Source organism: Leifsonia aquatica (assembly GCF_014190775.1).
Classification (GTDB): Bacteria; Actinomycetota; Actinomycetes; order Actinomycetales; family Microbacteriaceae; genus Leifsonia; species Leifsonia aquatica.
Genome location: NZ_JACHVP010000001.1, coordinates 1511071 through 1536497, shown reverse-complemented (window position 1 = coordinate 1536497; position 25427 = coordinate 1511071). Strand labels below are relative to the sequence as shown.

The window sequence follows — 25427 nt, the reverse complement described above, 5'->3', positions numbered from 1 at the left end:
ACGCGATTCGGGGGCGCGACGGACCACGATCGAGCCCCCGACCCAGTACGCTGGGAACGCTGACGAAAGGGGCAGGATGGACAAGCAGCGCGACTTCGTTCTTCGCACGATCGAGGAGCGTGGCGTCAAGTTCGTGAGGCTGTGGTTCACCGATGTCGTCGGCACCCTCAAGTCCGTCGCCATCGCCCCCGCCGAGGTGGAGGGGGCCTTCTCCGAGGGCCTCGGCTTCGACGGCTCCGCGATCGAGGGACTGACGCGCGCCTTCGAGTCCGACCTGCTCGCGCACCCGGACCCGACGACGTTCCAGATCCTCCCGTGGCGGGGCGAGATCGACCCCACCGCGCGCATGTTCTGCGACATCACGACGCCCGACGGCCAGCCGTCCGTCTCCGACCCGCGCAACGTGCTCAAGCGCACGCTCGAGAAGGCGGCCGACCGCGGCTTCACCTTCTACACGCACCCGGAGATCGAGTTCTACCTGCTCAAGTCGTCGTCGTTCGGCGAGGACGGTCCCGAGCCCGTCGACTCCGCCGGCTACTTCGACAACGTCCCCGGCGGCACCGCGCACGACTTCCGCCGCCGCTCGGTGCGCATGCTCGAAGACCTCGGCATCTCGGTCGAGTTCAGCCACCACGAGGCCGGCCCCGGCCAGAACGAGATCGACCTGCGCTACGCGGACGCCCTCACCACGGCCGACAACATCATGACGTTCCGCACGGTCATCAAGGAGGTGGCGATCGAGCAGGGCGTCTACGCGACGTTCATGCCGAAGCCGCTTTCGGGCCACCCGGGCAGCGGGATGCACACGCACATGTCGCTCTTCGAGGGTGACACCAACGCCTTCTTCGAGGCCGGTGCCCAGTACCAGCTCTCGAAGGTCGGCCGTCAGTTCATCGCGGGGCTGCTCAAGCACGCTCCCGAGATCACGGCCGTGACGAACCAGTTCGTCAACTCGTACAAGCGCCTGTGGGGCGGCGACGAGGCGCCCAGCTTCGTCTGCTGGGGCCACAACAACCGTTCCGCGCTGGTGCGCGTGCCGCTCTACAAGCCCAACAAGGGCCAGAGCTCGCGCGTCGAGTACCGCGCGATCGACTCCGCGGCCAACCCGTACCTCGCGTTCTCCCTCATGCTGGCCGCCGGTCTGAAGGGCATCGAGAACCAGTACGAGTTGCCTCCGGAGGCCGAGGACAACGTCTGGGCGCTCAGCGACACCGAGCGCCGTGCCCTCGGGTACAGCCAGCTCCCCGCGAGCCTCGACCACGCCATCTCGCTGATGGAGGACTCCGAGCTCGTCGCCGAGACGCTGGGGGAGCAGGTCTTCAACTACGTGCTCCTCAACAAGCGCAAGGAGTGGGCGGAGTACCGGGCGCAGGTCACCCCGTACGAGCTGCGGACCAACCTCGAGATCCTCTGACCGGGTCGTGACGCGCGAGCAGCTCTCCCTGACCGCGCTGGCGCGCGCCGGTTTCGTCGGGCTGAGCTCGGTGCGCGCCCAGCTGGACGAGCTCGCCGGCCTGACCGGGTTCCCGGTCGACGACCTCCTGCCCGCCCTCGGCGCGGCGGCGGATCCCGACAACGCCCTGACGCTCGCCCTGCGGCTGCTGCAGCATGCGCCGGTGCAGGCCGCGCGCTACGTCCCCTCGCGCAACGACGCCCGTCGCGTGCTGCGGGTGATCGGAGCCTCCGAGGGCGCCGCGGAGTTCTTCCTGCGTCAGCCGGCCGAGCTGTCGGCGCTCGACTACCCCGTCACCGCCCTGCCGACGGCGGAGGAGCTGCGCGCCGACCTCCTCGATTCCGTGGGGGCCGTCGACGGCTTCGCGGCCGTCACGGAGGAGGAGGCGTGGACGGCGCTGCGCGTCCGCTACCGGCGCCGTCTCGTCCAGCTCGCGAGCTACGACCTAGAGCAGGAGGACCCGGTCGCCGGGTTCGACGCCGTCGCCGCCGCGCTGTCCGACCTCGCCGCCGCCGCGCTGGAGGCCTCGCTCGCCGTCGCCCGGCGGCAGACCAGCGGGAGCGGGCCCGGCCGCTTCCCCGAGGCCGAGGTCCGCGCGACCCGCCTCGCCATCATCGGCATGGGCAAGGCCGGCGCGCGCGAGCTCAACTACGTCAGCGACGTGGACGTCATCTTCGTGACGGAGGGCGACGAGGAGGCCGGGCTCAGCTCTGGCCGCGCGGTCGACATCGCGACGCGGCTGGCGATGCTGACGATGCGCGGCATCCACGAGCCGGCCATCGAGCCGGGGCTGTGGGAGGTCGACCCCAACCTGCGTCCGGAGGGAAAGGACGGCGCGCTCGTACGCACGCTCGAATCGCACCTCGCCTACTACGACCGGTGGGCCAAGGGGTGGGAGTTCCAGGCCCTCCTGAAGGCGCGTCCGCTCGCCGGCGACCGCGACCTCGGCGACCGCTACGTCGCCGCTCTCGCGCCGAAGGTGTGGAGCAGCGCCTCCCGCGAGAACTTCGTCGAGTCGGTGCAGCGGATGCGCGAGCGCGTCACCGAGCACATCCCGGACGACGAGGTCCACTACCAGTTGAAGCTCGGCCCCGGCGGGCTGCGCGATGTGGAGTTCACCGTCCAGCTGCTCCAGCTCGTGCACGGCCAGACCGACGATCAGGTGCGCCAGCGCGACACCCTCTCGGCGCTGGCCGCCCTCGCGGCCCAGGGGTACATCGGCCGCGAGGAGGCCGCGGCGTTCTCGCAGGACTACCGCACCCTCCGGCTGATGGAGCACCGCATCCAGCTGCGGCACCTCAGTCGCACGCACCTGATGCCGCGCGACGAGGGCGACCAGCGGGTCCTGGCCCGGGCGACCGGGCTCGCCACCAGTGCCGAGCAGCTGTTCGTGCGGTGGAACGAGATCAAGCACCGGGTGCGGGGGCTGCACGAGCGGTTGTTCTACCGGCCGCTGCTGAGCGCCGTGGCCTCCATGCCGAGCGAGGACTTCGCCCTCACCAGCGCACAGGCCGAGGCCCGCCTCGCCGCGATCGGCTTCCGGGATCCGCGTGGTGCGCTCGCCCACATCGGGGCGCTCACCTCGGGGGTGTCGCGCCGGGCGACGATCCAGCGCCATCTGCTCCCGGTGATGCTGCAATGGTTCGCCGACGGCGCCGACCCCGACTACGGCCTCCTGACGTTCCGCCGCCTCAGCGAGGACCTCGGCTCCACGCACTGGTACCTCCGGATGCTGCGCGACTCCACCGGCGCCGCCGAGCGGTTGACCCGCGTGCTCTCGGGCTCGCGCTACGCGGGCGACCTGCTCGGGCGCATCCCGGAGTCGGTGGCGTGGCTCGAATCGGAGGAGGAGCTGCGGCCGCGCTCGGCCGAGCTGCTGCGCGACGAGACCGCCGCGATCCTCGCCCGCCACGATTCCCCCGAGACCGCGGCCGCCGCCCTGCGTGCGGTGCGCCGGCGCGAGATCCTGCGGCTGGCGTTCTCGGGCATCCTCGGCTTCGCGACCATCGAGGAGCTCGCGCACGGGCTCACCACCGTCACCGAGAACGTGATCGCGGGCGTCCTGGCCGCGATCCGGAGCGCCCGCGGCGACGCTGACGCGTTCGAGTTCGCCGTGATCGGGATGGGGCGGTTCGGCGGCCGGGAGCTGGGCTTCGGATCGGACGCCGACGTCATGTACGTCTTCCGTCCGACCACGGCCGAGCAGGAGGAGGCGCACCGCGCCGCCCTGGCGATCGTCTCGGACCTGGGCCGCCTCACCGAGGACAACATCCTCCCGCTCGACCTCGACATCGGCCTGCGCCCGGAGGGGAAGAACGGCACGCCCGTGCGCTCGCTCGACTCGTATCGCGCCTACTACCAGCGCTGGTCGCTGACCTGGGAGGCGCAGGCGCTGCTGCGTGCGCGCGGCGTCGCGGGGGATGCGTCGCTCCTGGCGGACTTCGAGGCTCTCGCCGACGAGGTGCGCTACCCGGCGGAGATCGGCGAGCGCGAGATCCGCGAGGTCAAACGGATCAAGGCCCGCGTCGAGAACGAACGCCTGCCGCAGGGCGCCGACCCGTCACGCCATCTCAAGCTCGGCAGGGGATCGCTCAGCGACGTCGAGTGGTTCGTGCAGCTCATCCAGCTGGAGCACGCGGCCGCGATCCCCGAACTCCGCACGCCCAGCACCCTCGACGCCCTCGCGGTCGCCGCCGCGAATGGGTTCGTCACGGAGGAGGATGCGGCCAAACTCCACGACGCGTGGGTCTTCGCCTCCCGTGCCCGCTCCGCCATGACTCTGTGGACGAACAAGACCGCCGACGTGCTCCCGTCCGACCGCGTCGCCCTCGACGGCGTCGCCCGGCTGATGGAGTACCCGCCCGGCTCGGCCTCGCGGCTGGAGGAGGACTACCTCGCGGTCACCCGCCGTGCCCGCGCCGTCTTCGAGCGCTCCTTCTACGGCGTCCAGGAGCGCCCGGCTCCCACCGGCTGACGGCGCAGAGTCACCGCCCATTCAACGCGGAAGGGCCGCATCCCCAGCGGGATGCGGCCCTTCTCGTGTCGGAACGCCGAGCGTCAGACGCCGAAGTACAGCTCGTACTCGAACGGGTGCGGACGCTGCGCGAGGGGCTTGATCTCCTTCTCGCGCTTGTACTCGATCCAGGTCTCGATGAGCTCCGGGGTGAACACGCCGCCTGCGGTGAGGAAGTCGTGGTCGGCCTCGAGGGCGTCGAGCGCCTCCGCCAGGGTGCCGGGCACCTGGGGGATGTTCTTGGCCTCCTCGGGCGGGAGCTCGTAGAGGTCCTTGTCGACCGGCTCGTGCGGCTCGATGCGGTTCTTGATGCCGTCGAGACCGGCCATGAGCTGGGCGGCGAACGCGAGGTACGGGTTGCCCGAGGCGTCCGGCGCGCGGAACTCGATGCGCTTGGCCTTCGGGTTGGTGCCCGTGATCGGGATGCGGATGGACGCCGAGCGGTTGCCGGCCGAGTAGACCAGGTTGACCGGGGCCTCGAAGCCGGGGACCAGGCGGTGGAACGAGTTCACCGTCGGGTTCGTGAACGCCAGGACGGCGGGGGCGTGCTTGAGCAGGCCGCCGATGTACCAGCGGGCGATGTCCGAGAGGCCGCCGTAGCCCGACTCGTCGTAGAAGAGCGGCTTGCCGTCGCTCCACAGCGACTGGTGGGTGTGCATGCCCGAGCCGTTGTCGCCGAAGAGCGGCTTCGGCATGAACGTGGCGACCTTGCCCCACTGCTCCGCCGTGTTCTTCACGATGTACTTGAACTTGAGGATGTCGTCCGCCGCGGCGACCATCGTGTCGAAGCGGTAGTTGATCTCGGCCTGGCCGCCGGTGCCCACCTCGTGGTGCGCGCGCTCCAGGATGAGGCCGGCGTCGATCAGCTTGAGCGAGATGTCGTCACGCAGGTCGGCCTGCTTGTCGACGGGGCTCACGGGGAAGTAGCCGCCCTTGTAGGGGGTCTTGTTCGCGAGGTTGCCGCCCTCTTCGACACGGCCGGTGTTCCACGCGCCCTCCTCGGAGTCCACCGCGTAGAAGGACGAGTGCTGGTTCACCTCGTAGCGCACGTCGTCGAAGATGTAGAACTCCGCCTCGGGGGCGAAGAACGCGGTGTCCGCGATGCCGGTCGAGGCGAGGTACTTCTCCGCCTTCTTGGCGACCTGGCGCGGGTCCTTCGAGTAGATCTCGCCGTTGCGCGGGTTGTAGATGTCGAACACCATGATCAGCGTGCGCTCGACGCGGAACGGGTCGATGTAGGCGGTCGAGACATCGGGGATGAGCTGCATGTCGGACTCGTGGATCGACGCGAAGCCGCGGATCGAGGAGCCGTCGAAGAGCTGGCCGACGGAGAAGAACTCCTCGTCGACCGTCGAGGCGGGGATGTTGAAGTGCTGCTGCACACCGGGCAGATCGGTGAAGCGGATATCAAGGAACTTGACGTCGGTGTCCTTGATGAACTTGAGCACCTCGGAAGAATCACGGAACATACGGAGGACTCCCAATGGCTTTGCGGTGACCGGACTGCGCGTGCAGTCCCACACCAACGGTAGGGGGAGGCCGTTTCCCCGGGGTGACGCAAATGTTTCCGGCATGTTACGTGTACCGGCCCCGGGTAAACTCATCGGGTGCCACAGAACCCCCCGACGAACCGCTCCGGCGACATCGCCCCCAGCCGCTATCCCGGTGAACGCCTCGGACTTCCGGAGGCGGGGCCGCGTTCCGTCGCCCGCCTCGGCCGGCGTTTCGGAGCCATCGTCATCGACTGGGCGATCGCATCATTCATCTCGTTCGCGTTCTTCCATTACGACGCCTGGGCCAACATCGCGGTGTTCGCCGTGCTGCAGATCGTGTTCGTCCCCACCATCGGCGGCAGCATCGGGCACCGCATCTTCGGCCTGCGGCTCGTCGCCGTCCGCGGCGGATGGGTGGGGGTGTGGCGCCCGATCGTGCGCACCGTCCTGCTCTGCCTCGTGATCCCGGCCCTGGTGTGGGACTCGGACCAGCGAGGTTTCCACGACAAGATCGCGGGCACCATCCTGCTGCGCGGCTGAGCTGCGGATCAGACCAACGAACGCGCCGTCCCTGGAGGGGCGGCGCGTTCGTGTCGAAGCAGTGGCGCGGACGTTCGGTGTCAGCGGGCGCGCTGGGCGCGGACCTTCATCGGGTCGATGCCCTTCGGGATCGGCAGCGCGTTCTCCAGCGACTGGAGGCGGTTGCTGATCGCGAGCACCTCGGCCTTGGTCAGCGTCGGCTTGATCTTTGCCAGGCGGCGGGGCACCCGGTGCAGCGGCACGGCGTCCGCATCCGGTCCGACGCTGATGACGGTGACCGGGACGTTCGGGAGGACGCGGGTGACCTTGCGGCGCTCCTCGTCGACCATGCGCTGCGTGCGCGTCTTGGGGCCTTCGCTGATCAGCACGACGCCGCCACGACCGGTGGCGCGGTAGACCGCGTCCTGCGTCTTGCTGTTGACCGCGACCGGCATCTCGGAGCCGCGCCAGCTGCGCTTCAGCGAGCTGCGCAGCACGGCGCCGACGGCACCCGGCTGGCCCTCGATCTGCGAGTAGGCGGCGCGCTCGGCACGGCGGCCGAGGATGAGCAGCGCCGCGAGCACGCCGGCGAAGACGCCCGCGATGATCCAGAGGACCATCGTGAAGACGTTGCCGCCGGAGAGGAAGATCGCCAGGAGCACGCCCACGATGATCGGGAGGACGAAGCCCAGGATGATGTAGAGCAGCGCGCGGTCGTCGTAGCGGCGGGTCATCTGGAAGACCTGCCACATCTGCTTCAGCCGACCGGGCTCCTTGGTGGACTTGTCCTTGCGTGCCATACGCATAAGGATACCGTCCCGGACGGCCTTCGGCAGACGCCGTTCGCCGTCAGGAGACGGCCTGCGCGAACCCGAGCGACGCGTCGGCGAGTGGCTGCAGTTCCACCGGCACCGGCCGCCCCTTCGCCTGCATCGACTGGGCCCACAACCGGCCCGCACGATACGAGGAGCGCACCAGCGGACCGGCGAGGACGCCGAGGAAGCCGATGGCCTCCGCCTCCTCCTTCAGCTCGACGAACTCGTCCGGGTGCACCCAGCGGGCGACCGGCAGATGCCGGGGGCTGGGACGCAGGTACTGCGTGATCGTGATGATGTCGGTCCCCGCGTCGTGGAGGTCGCGCAGGGCCTGGCTCACCTCGTGGCGCTCCTCGCCCATCCCGAGGATCAGGTTGGACTTGGTGATCAGGCCGGCGGCCCGCCCCTGGGTGAGCACGTCGAGCGATCGCTCGTAGCGGAAGGCGGGACGGATGCGCTTGAAGATGCGCGGCACGGTCTCGACGTTGTGCGCGAACACCTCCGGCCGTGCCGAGAAGACCTCGCCGAGCTGATCGGGCCGGCCGTTGAAGTCCGGCACGAGGATCTCGACGCCGGTGCCGGGGCTCTGCCGGTGGATCTCGCGGATCGTCTCGGCGTAGAGCCACGCGCCCCCGTCCTCCAGGTCGTCGCGCGCGACACCCGTGACGGTGGAGTAGCGCAGCCCCATGCGGGAGACGGACTCGGCGACGCGACGCGGCTCGTCGCGATCGAACTCCGCGGGCTTGCCGGTGTCGATCTGGCAGAAGTCGCAGCGGCGGGTGCACTGCGAGCCGCCGATGAGGAAGGTGGCCTCGCGGTCCTCCCAGCACTCGTAGATGTTGGGGCAGCCCGCCTCCTGGCAGACCGTGTGCAACTCCTCGGTCTTGACGAGTGCATGGAGCTGCCGGAACTCCGGCCCCATCTTCGCGCGCGTCTTGATCCATTCGGGCTTGCGCTCGATCGGGGTCTCGGCGTTGCGGACCTCCAGGCGCAGCATCCGGCGCCCCTCGGGGACGGCGTTCACGCGGCGGCTCCTGTCGTGGCGGGTGCGGACGTGGTGACCGCGACGCCCTGTGCGGTCGTCTCACGGTCGAACGCGGCGACGACGAGCGGAGCGACGTCTGCCGGGGTGACCGTGCGACCGAGGACGCGCGAGATGGTGGTGACGCCCGCATCCCGGATCCCGCACGCGACGATGCGGTCGTAGGCGTCGAGGTCGTTGGAGCAGTTGAGGGCGAAGCCGTGCATGGTGACGCCCTCGGCGACGCGGATGCCGATGGCGGCGATCTTCTCGTCGCGGCCTCCGGTGCGGATCCACACGCCGGAGCGCCCCTCGACCCGCTCGCCGTCGACGCCCAGCTCAGCGAGGACCTCGATGAGGAGGCTCTCCAGGCGTCGCACGTAGCCGACCACGTCGATCGGGTCGGGGAGGCGCAGGATGGGGTAGCCCACCAGCTGACCCGGACCGTGCCAGGTGATCTTGCCGCCGCGGTCGACGTCGATCACCGGAGTGCCGTCGGTCGGCCGTTCGTCGGGCTCGGTGCGTTTGCCCGCCGTGTAGACCGGCGGGTGCTCCAGGAGGAGGACGGTGTCGGGCGCCCGGCCGGCGACGACGGCGGCGTGCAGGGCACGCTGTCGCTGAAGGGCCTCGTCATACGGCACGGAGTTGGCGCTTAGCCCCGTGACGTCGTACGTAGTCACCTGGACAGCATATATGGACTCAGTCCAGTAATTGCTGTCGAGGCGCGCCGTGTTCTCCACACCCGGTGTCCGGACGCCGGTGTTCCACCGATCGCCCGCCTCCAGCCCGATGGATGGTGTGGGGCGCTGGGATGGTCTCCATGGGAGATCATCGTCAGGAACGCCCGCACGACGCGGACCTCGGCAGGCAGTGCGCGGCGATCGTGAACGCGCTGGGCCTCCGGGTGCGGGGGACGCTGCGGTCGCCGCCCGGCGTCCATCGCGTGGTGGTGGAGGGAGCCGACTTGCCTCGTCCGGCTGTGCTCTGCGTGCGTGTCGGGGAGGGCTTCCCCGACACGGAGGCTCGGCTCGCGATCGTGTCGGAGCATCTGGACGCGGTGCGCGACGTGCCGGCCCCGGTCGGCTCTGCACGTGGCCGGCGGCGCCGTCCGGTCTGCGCGCGGATCGGGGAGCATCTACCCGGCGGGAGCCTGCGGGTTCTGCTGGAAGGACGGGCACTCGGCCTCGGGGAGGCCGTCACCGTTCTCCTCGCCGTGCTGGATGTGCTGCACCAGGCGCACCATGCCGGGTTCGGCGGCGTGGAGCCGCGTGCCGATCGCATCCGCTTCCGCGCCGACGGCTGCCCTGTCGTCACCGGCTTCCCCGGGCTCGGGCCGCTGAGCGCCGAACGGGCGCGGCAGGACACCGAGGCGTTCCGCCAGCTCGTGCGCGAGGTGGCGCGCTCACTTCCCGGCGCGGACGCCGCCGTCCTGTGCGCGCGTGTCGACGGTGCGCTCGGGGGAGGGGCGACGGCCCTTCGACGGGCACTTCTCGACGTGGCGCCACCCGTCGCGGTTCGCCTGCGTGCCGTCGACAGGCCGATCAGCGAGCGGATCGACAGGCCTCCCTCCGGTCGGAGTATGTCGGGTGCGCGCCGGCCACGACGGGTGCCGGGGGTGCGTCGCTCGTGGGACGTGCTGCTCGATGGCCGACCGTTGCGGGAGGCTCGCGCGGCCGTGGTGGGTCTGATCCGGCGCCGTCCGAAGCTCGTGCTCGTGGCGGCGGTCCCGCTCGTCGCAGCGACGGTGGCGTTCGTCGCACTGCCGCCGAGCGCGGACGTGGATCCGGCTCCCGCTGCGCAGCCGACCGCTCCGTCGACGGTGTCGTCCGCACCGGCGTCTGTTCCGGCCTCGACCGTGCCGGCGGCCGAGGATGGAGAGTGTGCTGCGGCGGATGTGTTCGACCTGACCGGCGATGCTCCGCAGGAGGAACCGGACGCGGAGTGCGCGCTTCGTGCGGACGAACCGGTGGAGGCGGCCCTGGAGTGGCTGGCCGCTCACGGCGGCTCGTCGGGCCAGCGGGTCCGTGCCGAGGTCGCTCAGCGTTGGGGAGAGGCGGTGCTAGTGCGCGTCGAGCCCGGTCCGGAGGGGACCCCGGACAGCGAACCGGCCTCGCTCCTGCTGGTGAGGGGCGAGGCCGGTTGGCGGATACGAGCGGTGTACTCGTGAGGTGGATCAGATCCCGAGGCTGCCCTCGAAGTCGGCGGCCTCGAGGCGGTTCTTCACGGCCACCAGGAAGCGCGCCGCGTCGGCGCCGTCCACGATGCGGTGGTCGTACGAGAGGGCCAGGTAGACCGTCGAACGGATGGCGATCGACTCGGTGCCGTCCGCCGTGATGACGACCGGCTTCTTGGTCACGATGCCGGTGCCGAGGATGGCGACCTGCGGGAGGAACACGACCGGGGTGTCGAACAGCGCGCCGCGCGAACCGGTGTTGGTCAGCGTGAACGTGCCGCCGGCGAGCTCGTCGGGCTTCAGACGGTTGTCGCGGGTGCGCTCGGCCAGGTCGGCGATCTCCTTCGCGAGACCGGAGAGGTCGAGCGAGGAGGCGTCGCGGATGACGGGGGTGAGCAGACCGCGCTCGGTGTCCACGGCGATCGAGAGGTTCTCGTGGTCCGGGTACACGATGTTGTCGCCGTCGACCGTGGCGTTGATGACCGGGTAGGTCTTCAGCGCCTCGGAGGCCGCGAGGGCGAAGAACGGCAGGAAGGAGAGCTTCACACCGTTCTTGGCGAGGAAGTCGGCCTTCACCTTGTCGCGCAGCGCGGCGACCTTGGTGACGTCGACCTCGACCACGGAGGTGAGCTGAGCGGTCGACTGCATCGACACGACGGCGCGCTCGGCGACGACCTTGCGCAGACGCGACATCGCCTGGGTCGTGCCGCGCAGCGGCGAGACCTCGACGGCCGGAGCCGCGGCCGGAGCGGACGTGGAGCCGCCGGCTGCGGGCTGCGCTGCCGCGAGGATGTCCTCCTTGCGGATGCGACCGCCCACACCGGTTCCGGTGACGCTCGCCAGGTCGACGCCCTGCTCGTTCGCGAGCTTGCGGACGATCGGCGTGACGTAGCCGGCGTTGCCGGCGTGCGCGCCGCCGGTGGACGGGGCCTCGGCGGCGGGTGCCGGAGCAGCGGCGGGTGCCGGAGCAGCAGCGGCGGGAGCCGGAGCGGCGGCCGGTGCCTCAGCGGCCGGCGCGGGTGCAGCGGCCGGAGCCGGAGCGGCAGCGGGTGCCTCGGCGGCCGGTGCGGGTGCAGCGGCCGGAGCCGGAGCGGCAGCGGGCGCCTCAGCGGCCGGAGCCGGAGCAGCGGCAGGCGCCTCGGCAGCCGGAGCCGGAGCGGCGGCAGGTGCCTCAGCGGCCGGAGCCGGAGCGGCAGCAGCCTCAGCCGGAGCGGCGGGCTCCTCAGCGGCGGGAGCCTCGGCCTCGGCCGGTGCGGCCGGAGCCTCGGAGCCCGCGCCGGAGCCGTCCCCGATGGTCACGAGCGCGGTTCCCACCTCGACGGTCTCGTCCTCCTGCACCAGGATCGCCTCGATGACGCCGGCGACCGGCGACGGGATCTCGGTGTCGACCTTGTCGGTCGAGACTTCGAGCAGGGGCTCGTCCACCTCGACACGGTCGCCAACATTCTTCAGCCAGCGGGTGACCGTGCCTTCCGTGACACTCTCGCCGAGTGCCGGGAGGCTGACGGATTCGCTCATGAGCTTCTCTCCTTCAAAACCTGATCGTTCAGTAGCTTATTGCAGCCGCATCGGCGGCAGCACGGACTTAGAGGGTGTGCAGCGGCTTGCCCGCGAGGTACAGGAAGGCCTCGCCGAGCGACTCGTTCTGCGTGGGGTGCGCGTGGATGAACGGAGCGATGTCCTCCGGGTACGCCTCCCAGTTCACGGCGAGCTGGGCCTCGCCGATGAGCTCGCCCACGCGAGCGCCGATCATGTGCACGCCGACGACGGGGCCGTCGTTCACACGGACGACCTTGACGGTTCCGCTGGTGCCGATGATCTCGCTCTTGCCGTTGCCGGCCAGGCTGTAGTCGTAGCTGCTGACCTGGTCCGCGCCGTACTGCTCGACCGCCTTGGCCTCGCTGAGGCCGACCGAGGCGACCTCGGGGTCGCAGTAGGTGACCTTGGGGATGTTGACGTCGGGGACGACGATCGGGTTCAGGCCCGCGATCTCCTCCGCGACGAAGATGCCCTGCTGGAAGCCGCGGTGCGCGAGCTGCAGACCGGGGACGATGTCGCCGACGGCGTAGACGCCCGGGATGTTGGTCTGCAGGCGCTCGTCGGTGATGACGAAGCCGCGGTCCATCGTGACGCCAACCTCGTCGTAGCCGAGGTTCGCGGTCTGCGGGCCGCGTCCGACGGCCACGAGCAGCAGCTCGGCCTCGACGGTGTCGCCGTTCTCGAGGGAGACGACGACGCCGCTCTCGTTCTGGGTCACGCCGGAGAAGCGGACGCCCAGGCGGTAGTCGATGCCGCGGCGGCGGAACGCGCGCTCCAGCGACTTGCTGATGGACTCGTCCTCGTTGGGGACGAGGTGGGGGAGGGCCTCGATGATCGTGACCTCGGCGCCGAACGACTTCCAGACGCTGGCGAACTCGACGCCGATGACGCCGCCGCCGAGCACGGCGACCTTCTTCGGGACGAAGTCGAGCTCGAGCGCCTGCTCGCTCGTGATGACGCGCCCGCCGATCTCCAGACCGGGGAGGCTGCGCGAGTACGAGCCGGTGGCGAGCACGACGTGCTTGCCGACGATGGTGTCCTCGCCGACCTGGACGGTCGTCGGGGAGGTGAGGCGTCCCTCGCCCTCGATGACGGTGATGCCGCGGGCCTTCACCAGGCCCTGGAGGCCCTTGTACTTCTTGGCGATGATGCCCTGGCGGTACTCCGTGACACCGTTGATGTCGATGCCCTGCAGCTCCGTGATGATGCCGTACTTCACCGACTCACGGGAGTAGTCCGCGACCTCGGCCGCGTGCAGCAGCGCCTTGGTCGGGATGCAGCCGCGGTGCAGGCAGGTGCCGCCGACCTTGTCCTTCTCGATCATGCCCACGGTGAAACCGAGCTCGGCCGCACGCAGCGCTGCTGCGTAGCCTCCACTCCCACCGCCGAGCACCACAATGTCAAAGTTCTGCTCAGACACCCAGTTACTCCCTCGCGCATCAGGATTCGTGACACGATCCTGCCCCGAGGGGTGACTCCGGGCAGGCGTTGACGGGCGAGATCTTCTCGCCCATACGACCCTACTACTTCCGCGAAAAGTCCTCGGCCAAACGGACGAGCGCCCGTACGCTGACGGCGGACGCTCCCTTGCCGGTGAAGCCGTACGGCGACGCGGGTCCCTTGGCGGGTCCGGCGATGTCGAGGTGCGCCCACGGGATGCGCGGCGCGTCGTCGCCGTCGCCGGTGCGTCCGACGAACTCCTGCAGGAAGACGCCGGCGAGCAGCATCCCGCCCGCGGTCTGGCCGGGGTTGGCGTTCGCGATGTCGGCGACGTCGGAGTTGATGGTGGCGCGCAGCTCGCCCGACAGCGGCATCGGCCACAGCAGCTCACCACTGGCGCGGGAGGCTGCGAGCACCTCGTCGACGAGGTCGTCGGAGCCCATCACGGCGGCGTAGCGCGTGCCGAGCGCGACCATGGCCGCACCCGTGAGGGTGGCGACGTCGACGATCGCGTCGGGGTGCTCCTCGCTCGCGGCGGCGAGGCCGTCGGCCAGCACCAGGCGACCCTCGGCGTCGGTGTTCAGCACCTCGACCGTGCGGCCGTCGCGGATGCGCAGCACGTCGTTGGGGCGGATCGCCGAGCCGGACGGCATGTTCTCCGCGAGGCAGAGCCACGCCGTGACCCGCACGGGAAGGGCGAGCTGCGCCGCGGCGATCGCGACGGCGAGCACGGTCGCCGCGCCCGTCATGTCGTACTTCATCCCCACCATGCCGGAGGCCGGCTTGAGCGAGAGGCCGCCCGAATCGAAGGTGATGCCCTTGCCCACCAGGGCGAGGTGGGGGCTCGCGCCCGCCGGCGCGTAGTCGACCTTCACCAGACGCGGCGGGCGGGTCGAGCCCTGCCCGACGCCGAGGATGCCGCCGAAGCCGCCTTCGGCGAGTGCCGCCTCGTCCCAGACGGTGATGTCGACGGGCAGGCCGGCCGCGGCCTCCTGCGCACGCTCCGCGAACGTCTCCGGGTAGAGGTCGAGCGGCGGCATGTTGACGAGGTCCTTGACCAGCGAGGCGGCACCGGCGACGGCGGCGGCGCGAGCCAGGAGGTCGTCACCGGCAGCCTCGGACGGCTCGCCGATCACGGTGATCGCGGACACCGGGCTCTTCGCCGTGCTCTTCTCGCGGTACTCGGTGTAGGAGTAGGAGCCCAGCGCGGCCCCCTCGATCACGGCGCCGAGCAGGCTGTCGCTCTCGGCGGGCAGCTCGACGGTCACGCGGGGGGTTCCGGCCAGCTGGCGGATCGCGCTGCCGGCGGCGTAGCGGAGGGCGTCCCCGTCGAGGTCGTCGCCCAGCCCGATGACGGCGAGCGACGGGCCGCCGTCGGTGCCGGGGAGGCGGACCAGCTCATCGCGGCCGCCGCCGAAGCCGACGGCGGCGAGCTGCGCCGCGAGGGCGTCCCGGCCCGGTCCGGACAGCACCGCGATCTCGTCGCGCGAGACGCGGGCACCGACCACGAGGACGTCGGAGGAGGTGAGGGAGGAGGATTCGGAGGCGAGCGTGAGAGCGGGAACCGTCATGATCCGACCCTAACCCGCCTCCGCGTCCGCCTGTTCGCTGTGGGCGTGCTGCGAGGCCGCCGTCCGCACGGCCCGGGCGCGCGGGGTCGGCCTAGAGTTGATGCATGCGACACCCCGCCGATCTGTTCGAGCTCAACCCGGCCGTCGAGGTCCCCGAGGGCCTCCCGCTGGTCGCCGGGCTGACCGGATTCGCCGACGCGGGCGCCGGCGTCAGCCAGCTCGGGACCTATCTGCTCGGCACGCTCGACAGCGAGGTCGTCGCGACCTTCGACGCCGACATCCTGCTCGACTATCGGGCGCGCCGCCCGATCATCTACTTCGACCAGGACCACCTGGCCGACTACCAGCCCGCGACGCTGAAGCTGTACCTCGCGTACGACGAGCTGCGCCAGCCGTTCCTCCTCCTCTCGGGCTTCGAGCCCGACTTCCGCTGGGAGGCCTTCACCGAGGCGGTGCTCGGCCTGATCGAGCAGTACCGCGTGCGGAGCGTCACCTGGGTGCACGCCATCCCGATGCCGGTGCCGCACACGCGGCCGATCGGCGTGACCGTCAGCGGCAACCGGTCCGAGCTGATCGAGACGATGTCGGTGTGGAAGCCGCAGACCCAGGTCCCCGGCAACGCGCTGCACCTGCTGGAGTACCGCCTGCAGCATCTGAACCACCCGACCGCGGGATTCGTCCTCCTGATCCCGCACTACCTCGCCGACACGGAGTATCCGGCCGCCGCGATCGCGGGGCTGGACTCGATCAGCGCGGCGACCGGACTCATCTTCCCGAGCGACCGTCTGCGCCAGGAGGACCGCGACTTCATCGCCAACATCGATGAGCAGGTCGCCGGCAACGCCGAGCTCGCGAAGCTCGTCGGCACGCTCGAGGAGCGGCACGACACGTACATGGAGGACAACCAGCCGCGGTCGCCCCTCACGGACCGCGACGGCGAGCTGCCCTCGGCCGACGAGATCGCCGCCGAGCTGGAGAACTTCCTCGCCTTCCGCCGCCACGGCGACGAGGAGAACGGCGACCGCTGAGCCGGCCGGGCTCCCGGCACCTCGGGCGTATCCGATCCCTCCCGCGCATCCGGCCTAGACTCGTGGGGTGAACTCGCGGCGCTCCTGGTTCGTCTTCGGGATCGGCGCCTTCGCCTATCTCGTGGCGGTGACGCAGCGCACCACGATCGGCGTCGCAGGAGTCGCGGCGACCGACCGCTTCCACGTGTCGGCGTCGGTGCTCTCGACGCTGGCCGTCGTCCAGCTGATCGTGTACGCCGCGATGCAGATCCCCGTCGGCGTGCTGATCGACCGGATCGGCTCCCGCTGGCTCATGATCATCGGCACCGCGCTGATGGTCGCAGGTCAGGTCGCCGTCGCCTTCGCGCCGACCATCTCGATCGCCATCCTGGGCCGCATCCTCGTCGGCGCCGGCGACGCCACCGTCTTCACCTCGGTGATGCGGCTCGTGAACTCGTGGTTCCGCGGCCGCATCGTGCCGCAGCTCTCCCAGTGGATCGGCAACATCGGGCAGCTCGGACAGGTGCTCTCCGCGGTCCCGTTCGCCCTCGTCCTGCACCTGGCGGGATGGACGACCGCCTTCCTCTCCGCGGCCTCCCTCTCCGTCATCGCCTTGATCGCGATCGTCGTCGCCATCACGGACCGTCCGGTGGGCTCCTCCGAGGGCCCGCGCCCGGCGACCTGGGGGGACTCGCTGCGGCAGCTGCGGATCAGCCTCGCGCGGCCGGGCACGCAGCTCGGATTCTGGTCGCACTTCGTCACCCAGTCCTCCGGAACGGTGTTCAGCCTGATGTGGGGGCTGCCGTTCATGGCGTTCGCCCTCGGGATCGATCCGGCCGAGGCGTCCGCGCTGCTGATCGTCGCGGTGGTCGCCGGCCTGATCGCGGGCCCCATCCTCGGACTGCTCACCGCGCGGCACCCGCTGCGGCGCAGCAACCTGGTGCTCGGCATCGTGGCGATGATGGGCGTGGTGTGGGCCGTCGTCCTCCTCTGGCCGGGAGTCCCTCCGGTCTGGCTCCTCGTGGTGCTCCTGATCGCCATCGGCATCGGTGGCCCCGGCTCGCTGATCGGCTTCGACTTCGCGCGGACTTCCAACCCGCTGCACAGCCTCGGCTCGGCGAACGGCATCGTCAATGTCGGGGGATTCCTGGCGAGCTTCGTGATGATGTTCCTCATCGGCGTCGCCCTCGACCTCCAGAACGGCGCCCGCGTCCCGGCGGGCGCCACCGCCGATCTCTATGCGCTCGACTCGTTCCGCTGGGCGTTCGCCATCCAGTACCTGATCATCGGGACCGGTGTGGTCTTCCTGGTGCGGGCGCGCAGGCGCACCCGCCGCCGCCTGCAGGAGGACGAGGGAATAGAAGTGGCCCCGATCTGGGTTGCACTGTCAGACGCATGGCGGAGGCGGAGCGGCCAGCAGCCGTTCTGACGCAGAGGCTCAGGAGCAGAGGATCCCCTCCGTGCGCGGCGGTCGACGTGGTCGGGAGAACGCGTGAATCGTGCAATAATTGATCACTGGACCCGTTCATATCCTGTTGGGTCGGAGCATTCGACGATGCCCGACGTTCCCCCCAGGACTTGACATGGGTCTTAGTAATGTCCGCACGCAACCCTGAGCCACGGCGGAACCGCGAGGAATCCGGCCTCCGCTTGGTATTGAAAGGTGTTCACATGGCAACCCGTGCAGCAACGAAGGCCCCCGAGGCCGACACGGTCGAGGAGACGGTGGCGGGCGCCGAGGGCGCGGCCACCACCACGACCGCGAAGAAGACGACGACGGCGAAGAAGACCGCGGCCAAGAAGCCGGCGGCGAAGAAGACGGCGACCAAGCCCAAGGGTCGCGCGGCGGACGACGACGAAGAGGTCGACGAGGACGCCGAGGTCGAGGAGGACGCGGACGAGCCCGCCGACGCCGAGGAGACGGACGACGCGGACGAGACCGTCCAGAAGCCGGCCGACGTCGCAGCCGCGGCTGTCGCGGCCGCTCCGCTGCCGACCGACGCGCTCGTGCTCCGCGCGGTCGACGAGGACGACGACATCCCCGTCTACTCCACCACCATCACCGGCGCGACGGCCGACCCGGTCAAGGACTACCTGAAGCAGATCGGCAAGGTCCCCCTGCTGAACGCGGCGGAGGAGGTCGAGCTCGCGATGCGCATCGAGGCGGGACTCTTCGCCGAGGACAAGCTCGCGAACACCCCGAACATGCCGAAGGAGCTCGAGCGCGAGCTCCGCTGGGTCGCCCGCGACGGCCAGCGCGCCAAGAGCCACCTGCTCGGCGCCAACCTGCGCCTCGTGGTCAGCCTGGCCAAGCGCTACACCGGCCGCGGCATGCAGTTCCTGGACCTGATCCAGGAGGGCAACCTGGGCCTCATCCGCGCGGTCGAGAAGTTCGACTACACCAAGGGCTTCAAGTTCTCCACGTACGCGACCTGGTGGATCCGTCAGGCCATCACCCGCGCCATGGCGGACCAGGCCCGCACCATCCGCATCCCGGTGCACATGGTCGAGGTCATCAACAAGCTGGCCCGCGTGCAGCGCCAGATGCTGCAGGACCTGGGCCGCGAGCCCACCCCCGAGGAGCTGTCGAAGGAACTCGACATGACCCCGGAGAAGGTCATCGAGGTCCAGAAGTACGGGCGCGAGCCCATCTCGCTGCACACCCCGCTCGGCGAGGACGGCGACAGCGAGTTCGGCGACCTGATCGAGGACACCGAGGCGGTCGTCCCGGCCGACGCGGTGGGCTTCACCATGCTGCAGAAGCAGCTGGAGAGCCTGCTCGACTCCCTCTCCGAGCGCGAGGCGGGCGTGATCCGCATGCGCTTCGGCCTGGGCGACGGCATGCCGAAGACGCTCGACCAGATCGGTGACACCTTCGGCGTGACGCGCGAGCGCATCCGCCAGATCGAGTCGAAGACGATGGCGAAGCTGCGCCACCCGTCCCGCTCGCAGTCGCTGCGCGACTACCTCGAGTAAACCGGTGCGGTATCGATTGGCGGTCGTCGCCGGCCGCCTCGCCCGCTGGCTGCTGCGCCTGCGGGGCGGGGGGTCGGCGGTGCCCGGCCGGGTCGCGCTCGCGATCGCTCCGGCGTTCCTCGAGCGCGCCGTCAGCCGGTTGCCGCTCGGCGTGGTGTTCGTCTCCGGCTCGAACGGCAAGTCGACCACCACGAACATGCTCACCGCGATCCTGCGCGAGCACGGTCTCGAGGTCTTCACCAACCCGTCCGGCGGCAATCTGCCGCAGGGGATCGCCTCGGCGCTGCTCGCCGACGTCCCGCTCGACGGGTACGTGCGCGGCGACGTCGGCGTGATCGAGGTCGACGAGGCCTACGGCGTCGACCTCGCCACCCTGCTGAAGCCGCGGGGTTCCCTGCTGCTCAACGTGCAGATCGACCAGCTCAACCGCTTCTTCGAGCCCACGCGCGTGGTCGGGATGCTGCGGTCCATCGCGGAGACCTCCTCGGAGTTCGTGGTGGTCAACGCGGACGACGACAGCCTGGCCCGGGTCGGCGCCGATCTCGCGGCTGCAGGACGCGACGTGTCGACCTTCGCGGTTGCTCCCTCCCTCATCGAGTCGGCACCGAACGGGCTGGCCAACGTGGAGGACCTGACCGGCGTCGCCGCCGGCGCCCTCCCGGTCCCCTCTGTCTTCGTCTCCGCGCTGGAGCTGCAGAGCGCCCAGCTCACGATCGGCGGCGAGCACGTGCGCATCGGTCTGCCCGCGCGCGGCCTGCACTACGCCGTCGACGCCGCGGGCGCGACGGCGATGGCGCGGCGCCTCCTCGGCGACCGGTTCCGGTCGACTGCGGTGGTCGCGGCCATGGCCTCCCTCCGCACCGTCTACGGCCGCGGCGAGACGCTGCGGGTCGGCGACGAGGACATCGAGATCATCATGATGAAGAACCCGCCGAGCCTGCAGCTCAACCTCGACTATCTGGCCGCGTCGCCCGAGCAGGTCTTCGTCGCCGTCGACGAGGGGACGCCCGACCCGTCGTGGGTCTACGACATCGACCTGTCGAAGCTCGAGCAGGTGCACATCGTGTCCGGCACGAAGGCGTGGCAGTTCGCGACCCGCTTCGCGTACGCGGGCATCCCGGTCGACCAGGTCGTCCCGGAGCTCAAGCCGGCTCTCGCCGCCTTCCTCGCCCTGCCGAAGCCGTCGCACGGCACCAAGACCATGATCGTCAACTACGAGCAGATGATGCTGATCCGCAAACAGCTCGGGTTCCTCGACCTGGAAGGCGGCGAGCGATGAGCGTGCTGCGCATCCTCCACCTGTACCCGCGCGAGCTGGGCATCAACGGCGACGCCGGTAACGTGCTCGCCCTCGTCGAGCGCGCCCGCTGGCGCGGTATCGAGGCCGAGGTCGTCCACCACGCACCCGGCGGCGAGCTGCCGGCGAGTGCCGACATCGTTCACATCGGCTCCGGTCCTCTCTCCGCCCAGCGTGCCGTGCACGCCGACGTGCTGCAGATCGCCGGCCGCCTGCGGGACTGGCGCGACGCCGGCGTCCCGATCCTCGCGATCGCGGGAGGCTGGCAGCTGCTCGGCCGCGAACTGGTGACGCCCGAGGGGGAGACGCTCGGCGGCGCTCAGGTGTTCCCGAGCCGCGCCGTACTGGGGACTGCCCGTCACGTGGGCGAGATCGTCGTGCGCAGCACGGAGCTCGGCAGCCTGGCCGGGTTCGAGAACCACTCCGCCCGCACCGAGCTGGAGGGTGGCGAGCCGCTGGGCCGCGTCCTCAGCGGGACGGGCAACGACGGCGCATCCGAGGGCGTGACCATCGGTGCGTCGATCGGCACCCACCTGCACGGTCCGGTGCTGCCGATGAACCCGGTGCTGGCCGACCGGCTGCTCGCGACCGCGCTGCGCGCCGAGCTGCCGCCGGTGTCGCAGACCGAGCGGGTCGACCGCTACGCGACGAACGCGCGTCGTGCGATCGCGGATCGGCTCGGTGTCTCGCTCTAGCGAGCCCCGCTAGCCGACGTAGACGCGCGGGACCCGTGCGGCCACGCCGGTGATCATCTCGTCGGCGATGGTCTCCGCCCAGTCCGCCCAGGTCTCGGCCGTCGCCTCGCCGTCGGTGCCCGGGCCGAACAGGATCGCCGGATCACCCGCGCGCACTCTCGCGTCACCGGCATCGACGAGCATCGAATCGACCTCGACGGCGACGACCGGGCAGCGACGGCCGGCCAGCTGTACGGACGCCTTCGCGATCCCCAGGGTCGGAACGCCGTCTCCGTAGCCGATGCCGATTCGGACGCGGGTGGTGCCGTCGACGTGCACCTCGGTGACGGGAGCCTCCAGTCGCATCGTCGGGATCAGCCCGAGCTCGGCGCCGGTGGCGTCGTCGAAGGGGGAGAAGCCGTACGCGGCGATGCCGAAGCGGACGAGGTCGAAGCGGGCCTCCGGCATGCGGATGCCCGCCGAGCTCGCGGCCAGGTGCAGGATCTCGAAGCGGGCGCCACGGGCCTGGGCCTCGGCGACCGCCTCGTGGAACTCGGCGAGGGCGCGCCTGTCCTCTTCGAGGGAGGCGTCGGCGAGGTGCGACCAGGCGGCGCGGACGCGGACGATGCCGCGTTCCTGCAGGGCCAGCGCCGAGTCCACGAGACCGGGCCAGTCGGCCCGCGTCGCGCCGTTGCGGCTGAGTCCGGTGTCGACCTTGAGATGCACCACGGCGGGGCGGTCGGCGCCCGCTGCGGCGATCGCGTCGAGCTGCCAGCGGGCGGAGATCCCGAGCTGGACGTCGTTCTCGATGGCAGCGCGCCAATCGGTGTCCTGGCCGTGCAGCCAGGCGAGCAGCGGCGCCGTCACGCCGGCGCGTCGCAGCACGAGCCCGGCAGGGACCTCGAGCACGGCGAGGGAGGTGGCGCCCGCTTCGAGCCCCGCCTCGGCGATGGGGAGGAGGCCGTGGCCGTAGGCGTCGGCCTTGACGGCGAGCATCACCTCGGCCGGTGCGGCGATCGCGGCGAGGTGGGCGACGTTGCGCCGGAGGGCGGCGAGGTCGATGACGGCGCGGGGCAGCGGCTCGGCGATGGCGTCGACGATCGTCATGCGCTGTGCACCCTCTCGATGCGCCGGCCGAGCCGGCTGGTGATGACGGGGGCGGCGACGCCGATGGCGTCCGCCCAGTCGAGCACGGTCGGCTCGTCGCGTGCGGGGTCGCCGAACAGGACGACGGGGTCGCCGGGGGAGGCGTCGCCCTCGCCGATGTCGACGACGAACTGATCCATCGCGATCCGGCCGGTCACCCGGCCTCGCGTCGCGCCGACCTGGACGGGCGCCTTGTTCGAGGCGACCCGGAGGATGCCGTCGGCGTAGCCGAGCGCGACCAGCACGAGCGTGGTCGGGTTCGTCGTGCGGTAGGTGTACCCGTAGGAGACACCGCGGTCGGCCTCCACCCGCTTGACGGCGATGATCTCGCCGGTGAGGCGCATCGCGGGCGGGGTCGCCGCGGCCGGGTCGAGGCCGAAGAGCTCCGGTCCGAGCAGTGCACCCGAGCCGGGTCCCGGGCCGCCGACCGTGACGCGGGAGCCGATGCCGTCGTCCGCCAGGGCGGCGGCGTCTTCGATGCGGGAGACGACGAAACCGCCGACCCCCGCGGCGGACAGCGCACGTGCCACGGGGATGAGCCCGTGGCCGTACGCGTCCGCGCGGAGATCGGCGGTGGAGTCGGGGAGGGACGCGCTGAGCGCCGCTGCGGTGGAGCGGACGACGGCGAGGTCGATCGTGGCGCGCCTGCGCACGCCGTGCCCTGCTGTCATCGTCCGGTCAGCCTCGCGGTCGACGCGGCCGCGTTACGCGCGCTGCTCTTCGAACAGGCGAGCAGTCTCGTCGTGCCAGCTGTGGGCGATCTCCGAGAGCTTCTCCTGGTGCTTCTTGCCGTGGTGCGCACAGAACAGCAGCTCGCCGTTGTTCACGACGACGCGGATGTAGGCCTGCGCTCCGCAGCTGTCGCACCGATCGGCAGCAGTCAGCTGCGGCCCCGAAGCGAGCTCGTCAACCGCATCGTTCTCCGAAGTGATCGTCGACATGTGATGCTCCTTTCAGTCGCAACCGGTGAACTCGGTACCTCTATAGAACCACGCCCGGCGGGTAATCCATCGCGCATTGCCTGCTATTTCGCTCAACGCGTAGCCTCGCGGGCGCTGGGTGTCGGTGGCGGAGGGTGTCCCCGGTGTTGTCTACGCTGGAAGGAGCACGACGCCCGCATCCTCCGGGCGCACTCGGAACGCAAGGAGCACTCGTGGCGAGCTCAGACTATTCGGCCAGGCATCTGTCGGTGCTGGAGGGGCTCGAGGCCGTCCGCAAGCGTCCCGGGATGTACATCGGCTCGACGGACTCGCGCGGCCTCATGCACTGCCTCTGGGAGATCATCGACAACTCCGTCGACGAGGCGCTGGCCGGGCACGGCACGGCGATCGACGTCATCCTGCATCCCGACGGCAGCGTCGAGGTGCGTGACACGGCGCGCGGGGTCCCGGTCGACGTGGAGCCCAAGACCGGTCTCACGGGCGTGGAGGTCGTGTTCACCAAGCTGCACGCCGGCGGCAAGTTCGGGAGCGGCTCGTACGCGGCGTCCGGCGGTCTGCACGGCGTCGGCGCCTCGGTCGTGAACGCCCTCTCGGAGCGGCTCGATGTCGAGGTCGATCGCGACGGCAAGACGTGGGCCATGTCGTTCCACCGCGGAGAGCCCGGCGTGTTCGCCGACGGCGCGGGCGGTCCGAGCCCGGACGCCGCCTTCTCGCCGTTCGTCAGCGGCAGCGAACTGAGGGTGGCCGGCAAGGTCGCCAAGGCCAAGACCGGCACGCGCGTGCGTTACTGGGCCGACCGCCAGATCTTCACCAAGGGTGCAGCATTCTCCGTCGAGGACCTCGTCGGCCGGGCTCGCCAGACCGCCTTCCTGGTCCCGGGTCTCGCGATCACCATCGACGACAAGCGCACGCCCGAGGGCGAGCGCACCACCTTCCAATACGAGGGCGGCATCTCGGAGTTCGTCGAGTTCCTCGCCCCCGACGCGCCGATCACCGACACCTGGCGCCTCCAGGGCGAGGGCACGTTCACCGAGACCGTCCCCGTGCTCTCCGACACCGGGGCGATGATCCCGACCGAGCTGACCCGCACCTGCGAGGTCGACATCGCGCTGCGGTGGGGGACCGGCTACGACACCGTGATGCGCAGCTTCGTCAACATCATCGCCACGCCCAAGGGCGGCAGCCACCAGACCGGGTTCGATCAGGGACTGCTGAAGTTCCTCCGCGCCCAGGTCGAGCAGAACGCCCGGCGTCTCAAGGTCGGCAACGACAAGCTCGACAAGGACGACGTGCTCGCCGGACTGACGGCCGTGCTGACGGTGCGCCTGCCCGAGCCGCAGTTCGAGGGCCAGACGAAGGAGGTGCTCGGCACCCCCGCCGTCCGCAACATCGTCGCCCAGGTCATCCAGAAGACGCTGACCGAGCGGTTCACCTCGTCGAAGCGCGACGACAAGGCCCAGGCCGCGCTCGTGCTCGACAAGGTCGTCGCCGAGATGAAGTCCCGCATCTCCGCCCGCGCCCACAAGGAGACGCAGCGCCGCAAGAACGCACTCGAGACCTCGTCCCTGCCGGCGAAGCTGGTCGACTGCCGTTCGAGCGACGTCGCCAACAGCGAGCTGTTCATCGTCGAGGGCGACTCGGCGCTCGGCACGGCCCGGCGCGCCCGCGACAGCGAGTACCAGGCCCTCCTGCCCATCCGCGGCAAGATCCTGAACGTGCAGAAGGCCTCCGTGTCGGACATGCTCTCCAACGCCGAGTGCGCCGCGATCATCCAGGTGATCGGCGCCGGTTCCGGGCGCAGCTTCGACCTCGTGACGGCGCGCTACGGCAAGGTCATCATCATGAGCGACGCCGACGTGGACGGTGCGCACATCCGCACACTCCTCCTCACCCTGTTCTTCCGCTACATGCGGCCGATGATCGAGGAGGGGCGCGTGTTCGCGGCCGTCCCGCCGCTGCACCGCGTCATCGTGCAGAACCCGGGTTCCAAGCCGAACGAGACGATCTACACGTACTCGGAGGCCGAGCTGAACGCCGTCCTCGCCGATCTGGCGAAGCGCGGCAAGAAGCACCAGGAGCCCATCCAGCGCTACAAGGGTCTCGGCGAGATGGATGCGGACCAGCTGGCGACCACGACGATGGACCGCGCGCACCGCACCCTGCGGCGTGTGCGGGTCCCCGACGCCGAGGCCGCCTCGCGCGTGTTCGAGTTGCTCATGGGCAACGACGTCGCCCCGCGCAAGGAGTTCATCATCGCGGGCGCCGACGACCTCAGCCGGGCGCGCATCGACGCGTAGCCTCCCCAGCTCGCTCGCCTCCGGCCCGCGTCCGGCTCGCGAGACGTGACTC

General features: G+C 70.5%; 20 protein-coding genes. 10 read left to right on the top strand and 10 right to left on the bottom strand.

Going from position 1 to position 25427, the window contains the following annotated elements:
• Positions 1–76 precede the first annotated feature (76 nt).
• Together glnA (FHX33_RS07335) and FHX33_RS07330 are read left to right on the top strand one after the other, a co-directional pair.
• The gene (gene glnA, locus FHX33_RS07335; protein ID WP_021762953.1) at positions 77–1414 is read left to right on the top strand and encodes a type I glutamate--ammonia ligase; all 1338 of its coding nucleotides are present in this window, start codon (positions 77–79) and stop codon (positions 1412–1414) included.
• Positions 1415–1421: 7 nt separating this feature from the next.
• Positions 1422–4427, top strand: coding sequence for a bifunctional [glutamine synthetase] adenylyltransferase/[glutamine synthetase]-adenylyl-L-tyrosine phosphorylase (locus tag FHX33_RS07330; RefSeq protein WP_183428305.1), 3006 nt, complete (start codon positions 1422–1424; stop codon positions 4425–4427).
• Between the two features lie 83 nt (positions 4428–4510).
• Here FHX33_RS07330 and glnA (FHX33_RS07325) read toward each other — a convergent pair whose 3' ends face one another.
• Complete coding sequence (gene glnA, locus FHX33_RS07325; RefSeq protein ID WP_021765052.1) at positions 4511–5935, bottom strand: type I glutamate--ammonia ligase; 1425 nt, start codon at positions 5933–5935, stop codon at positions 4511–4513.
• Between the two features lie 138 nt (positions 5936–6073).
• Here glnA (FHX33_RS07325) and FHX33_RS07320 point away from each other — a divergent pair, with 138 nt between their 5' ends.
• Positions 6074–6499 (top strand): RDD family protein, encoded by a 426-nt coding sequence (locus tag FHX33_RS07320; protein ID WP_021765051.1) that lies wholly within the window; start codon positions 6074–6076, stop codon positions 6497–6499.
• Positions 6500–6579: 80 nt separating this feature from the next.
• Here the strand turns inward: FHX33_RS07320 and FHX33_RS07315 are convergent, their stop codons facing one another.
• The 3 genes from FHX33_RS07315 to lipB are packed head-to-tail and all read right to left on the bottom strand — an operon-like array spanning position 6580 to position 8994.
• Positions 6580–7278, bottom strand: a complete 699-nt coding sequence (locus FHX33_RS07315; protein WP_039923733.1) for a DUF4191 domain-containing protein — start codon at positions 7276–7278, stop codon at positions 6580–6582.
• Between the two features lie 49 nt (positions 7279–7327).
• Positions 7328–8317, bottom strand: a complete 990-nt coding sequence (lipA, locus tag FHX33_RS07310) for a lipoyl synthase (protein ID WP_039923732.1) — start codon at positions 8315–8317, stop codon at positions 7328–7330.
• Positions 8314–8994 (bottom strand): lipoyl(octanoyl) transferase LipB, encoded by a 681-nt coding sequence (gene lipB / locus FHX33_RS07305; protein WP_039923730.1) that lies wholly within the window; start codon positions 8992–8994, stop codon positions 8314–8316. The genes lipA and lipB overlap by 4 nt, the downstream gene beginning before the upstream one ends.
• Before the next feature lie 140 nt (positions 8995–9134).
• On the opposite strand from lipB, the gene FHX33_RS07300 reads away from it, so the two are divergent.
• Positions 9135–10481: a hypothetical protein gene (locus FHX33_RS07300; RefSeq protein ID WP_155829117.1), complete on the top strand. Its 1347-nt coding sequence runs from the start codon at positions 9135–9137 to the stop codon at positions 10479–10481.
• A gap of 6 nt (positions 10482–10487) precedes the next feature.
• On the opposite strand, the gene sucB is transcribed toward FHX33_RS07300, so the two are convergent.
• From sucB to FHX33_RS07285, 3 genes are all read right to left on the bottom strand, one after another.
• Positions 10488–12005 carry a 2-oxoglutarate dehydrogenase, E2 component, dihydrolipoamide succinyltransferase gene (sucB, locus tag FHX33_RS07295; protein WP_183428304.1) on the bottom strand — a complete coding sequence of 506 codons (1518 nt, stop codon included), beginning with the start codon at positions 12003–12005 and terminating at the stop codon, positions 10488–10490.
• A 67-nt stretch (positions 12006–12072) separates the two neighbouring features.
• Positions 12073–13446 carry a dihydrolipoyl dehydrogenase gene (gene lpdA / locus FHX33_RS07290; RefSeq protein WP_039923140.1) on the bottom strand — a complete coding sequence of 458 codons (1374 nt, stop codon included), beginning with the start codon at positions 13444–13446 and terminating at the stop codon, positions 12073–12075.
• 103 nt (positions 13447–13549) lie between these two features.
• Positions 13550–15037 (bottom strand): leucyl aminopeptidase, encoded by a 1488-nt coding sequence (locus FHX33_RS07285; RefSeq protein ID WP_183428303.1) that lies wholly within the window; start codon positions 15035–15037, stop codon positions 13550–13552.
• Between the two features lie 104 nt (positions 15038–15141).
• Here FHX33_RS07285 and FHX33_RS07280 point away from each other — a divergent pair, with 104 nt between their 5' ends.
• From FHX33_RS07280 to FHX33_RS07260, 5 genes are all read left to right on the top strand, one after another.
• Positions 15142–16065: a proteasome assembly chaperone family protein gene (locus FHX33_RS07280; RefSeq protein ID WP_021764699.1), complete on the top strand. Its 924-nt coding sequence runs from the start codon at positions 15142–15144 to the stop codon at positions 16063–16065.
• A gap of 67 nt (positions 16066–16132) precedes the next feature.
• Positions 16133–17473 (top strand): MFS transporter, encoded by a 1341-nt coding sequence (locus FHX33_RS22100; protein ID WP_021764698.1) that lies wholly within the window; start codon positions 16133–16135, stop codon positions 17471–17473.
• 242 nt (positions 17474–17715) lie between these two features.
• A complete protein-coding gene (locus tag FHX33_RS07270) occupies positions 17716–19020 on the top strand; it encodes an RNA polymerase sigma factor (protein WP_021764697.1) in 1305 nt (434 codons plus the stop codon).
• A 4-nt stretch (positions 19021–19024) separates the two neighbouring features.
• Positions 19025–20299: a MurT ligase domain-containing protein gene (locus tag FHX33_RS07265; RefSeq protein ID WP_183428302.1), complete on the top strand. Its 1275-nt coding sequence runs from the start codon at positions 19025–19027 to the stop codon at positions 20297–20299.
• Positions 20296–21012 (top strand): type 1 glutamine amidotransferase, encoded by a 717-nt coding sequence (locus tag FHX33_RS07260; protein ID WP_021764613.1) that lies wholly within the window; start codon positions 20296–20298, stop codon positions 21010–21012. The genes FHX33_RS07265 and FHX33_RS07260 overlap by 4 nt, the downstream gene beginning before the upstream one ends.
• Positions 21013–21021: 9 nt before the next feature.
• Here the strand turns inward: FHX33_RS07260 and alr are convergent, their stop codons facing one another.
• Genes alr through FHX33_RS07245 form a run of 3 tightly spaced genes read right to left on the bottom strand, consistent with a single transcriptional unit; the run spans position 21022 to position 23078 of the window.
• Positions 21022–22098, bottom strand: coding sequence for an alanine racemase (alr, locus tag FHX33_RS07255; RefSeq protein ID WP_021764612.1), 1077 nt, complete (start codon positions 22096–22098; stop codon positions 21022–21024).
• Positions 22095–22808, bottom strand: a complete 714-nt coding sequence (locus tag FHX33_RS07250) for an alanine racemase (RefSeq protein WP_021764611.1) — start codon at positions 22806–22808, stop codon at positions 22095–22097. The genes alr and FHX33_RS07250 overlap by 4 nt, the downstream gene beginning before the upstream one ends.
• Before the next feature lie 33 nt (positions 22809–22841).
• On the bottom strand, positions 22842–23078 hold the full coding sequence (locus FHX33_RS07245; protein ID WP_021764610.1) for a DUF7455 domain-containing protein: 237 nt from the start codon (positions 23076–23078) through the stop codon (positions 22842–22844).
• Between the two features lie 212 nt (positions 23079–23290).
• Here FHX33_RS07245 and FHX33_RS07240 point away from each other — a divergent pair, with 212 nt between their 5' ends.
• The gene (locus FHX33_RS07240; protein WP_039923440.1) at positions 23291–25375 is read left to right on the top strand and encodes a DNA gyrase/topoisomerase IV subunit B; all 2085 of its coding nucleotides are present in this window, start codon (positions 23291–23293) and stop codon (positions 25373–25375) included.
• Positions 25376–25427: the final 52 nt, after the last annotated feature.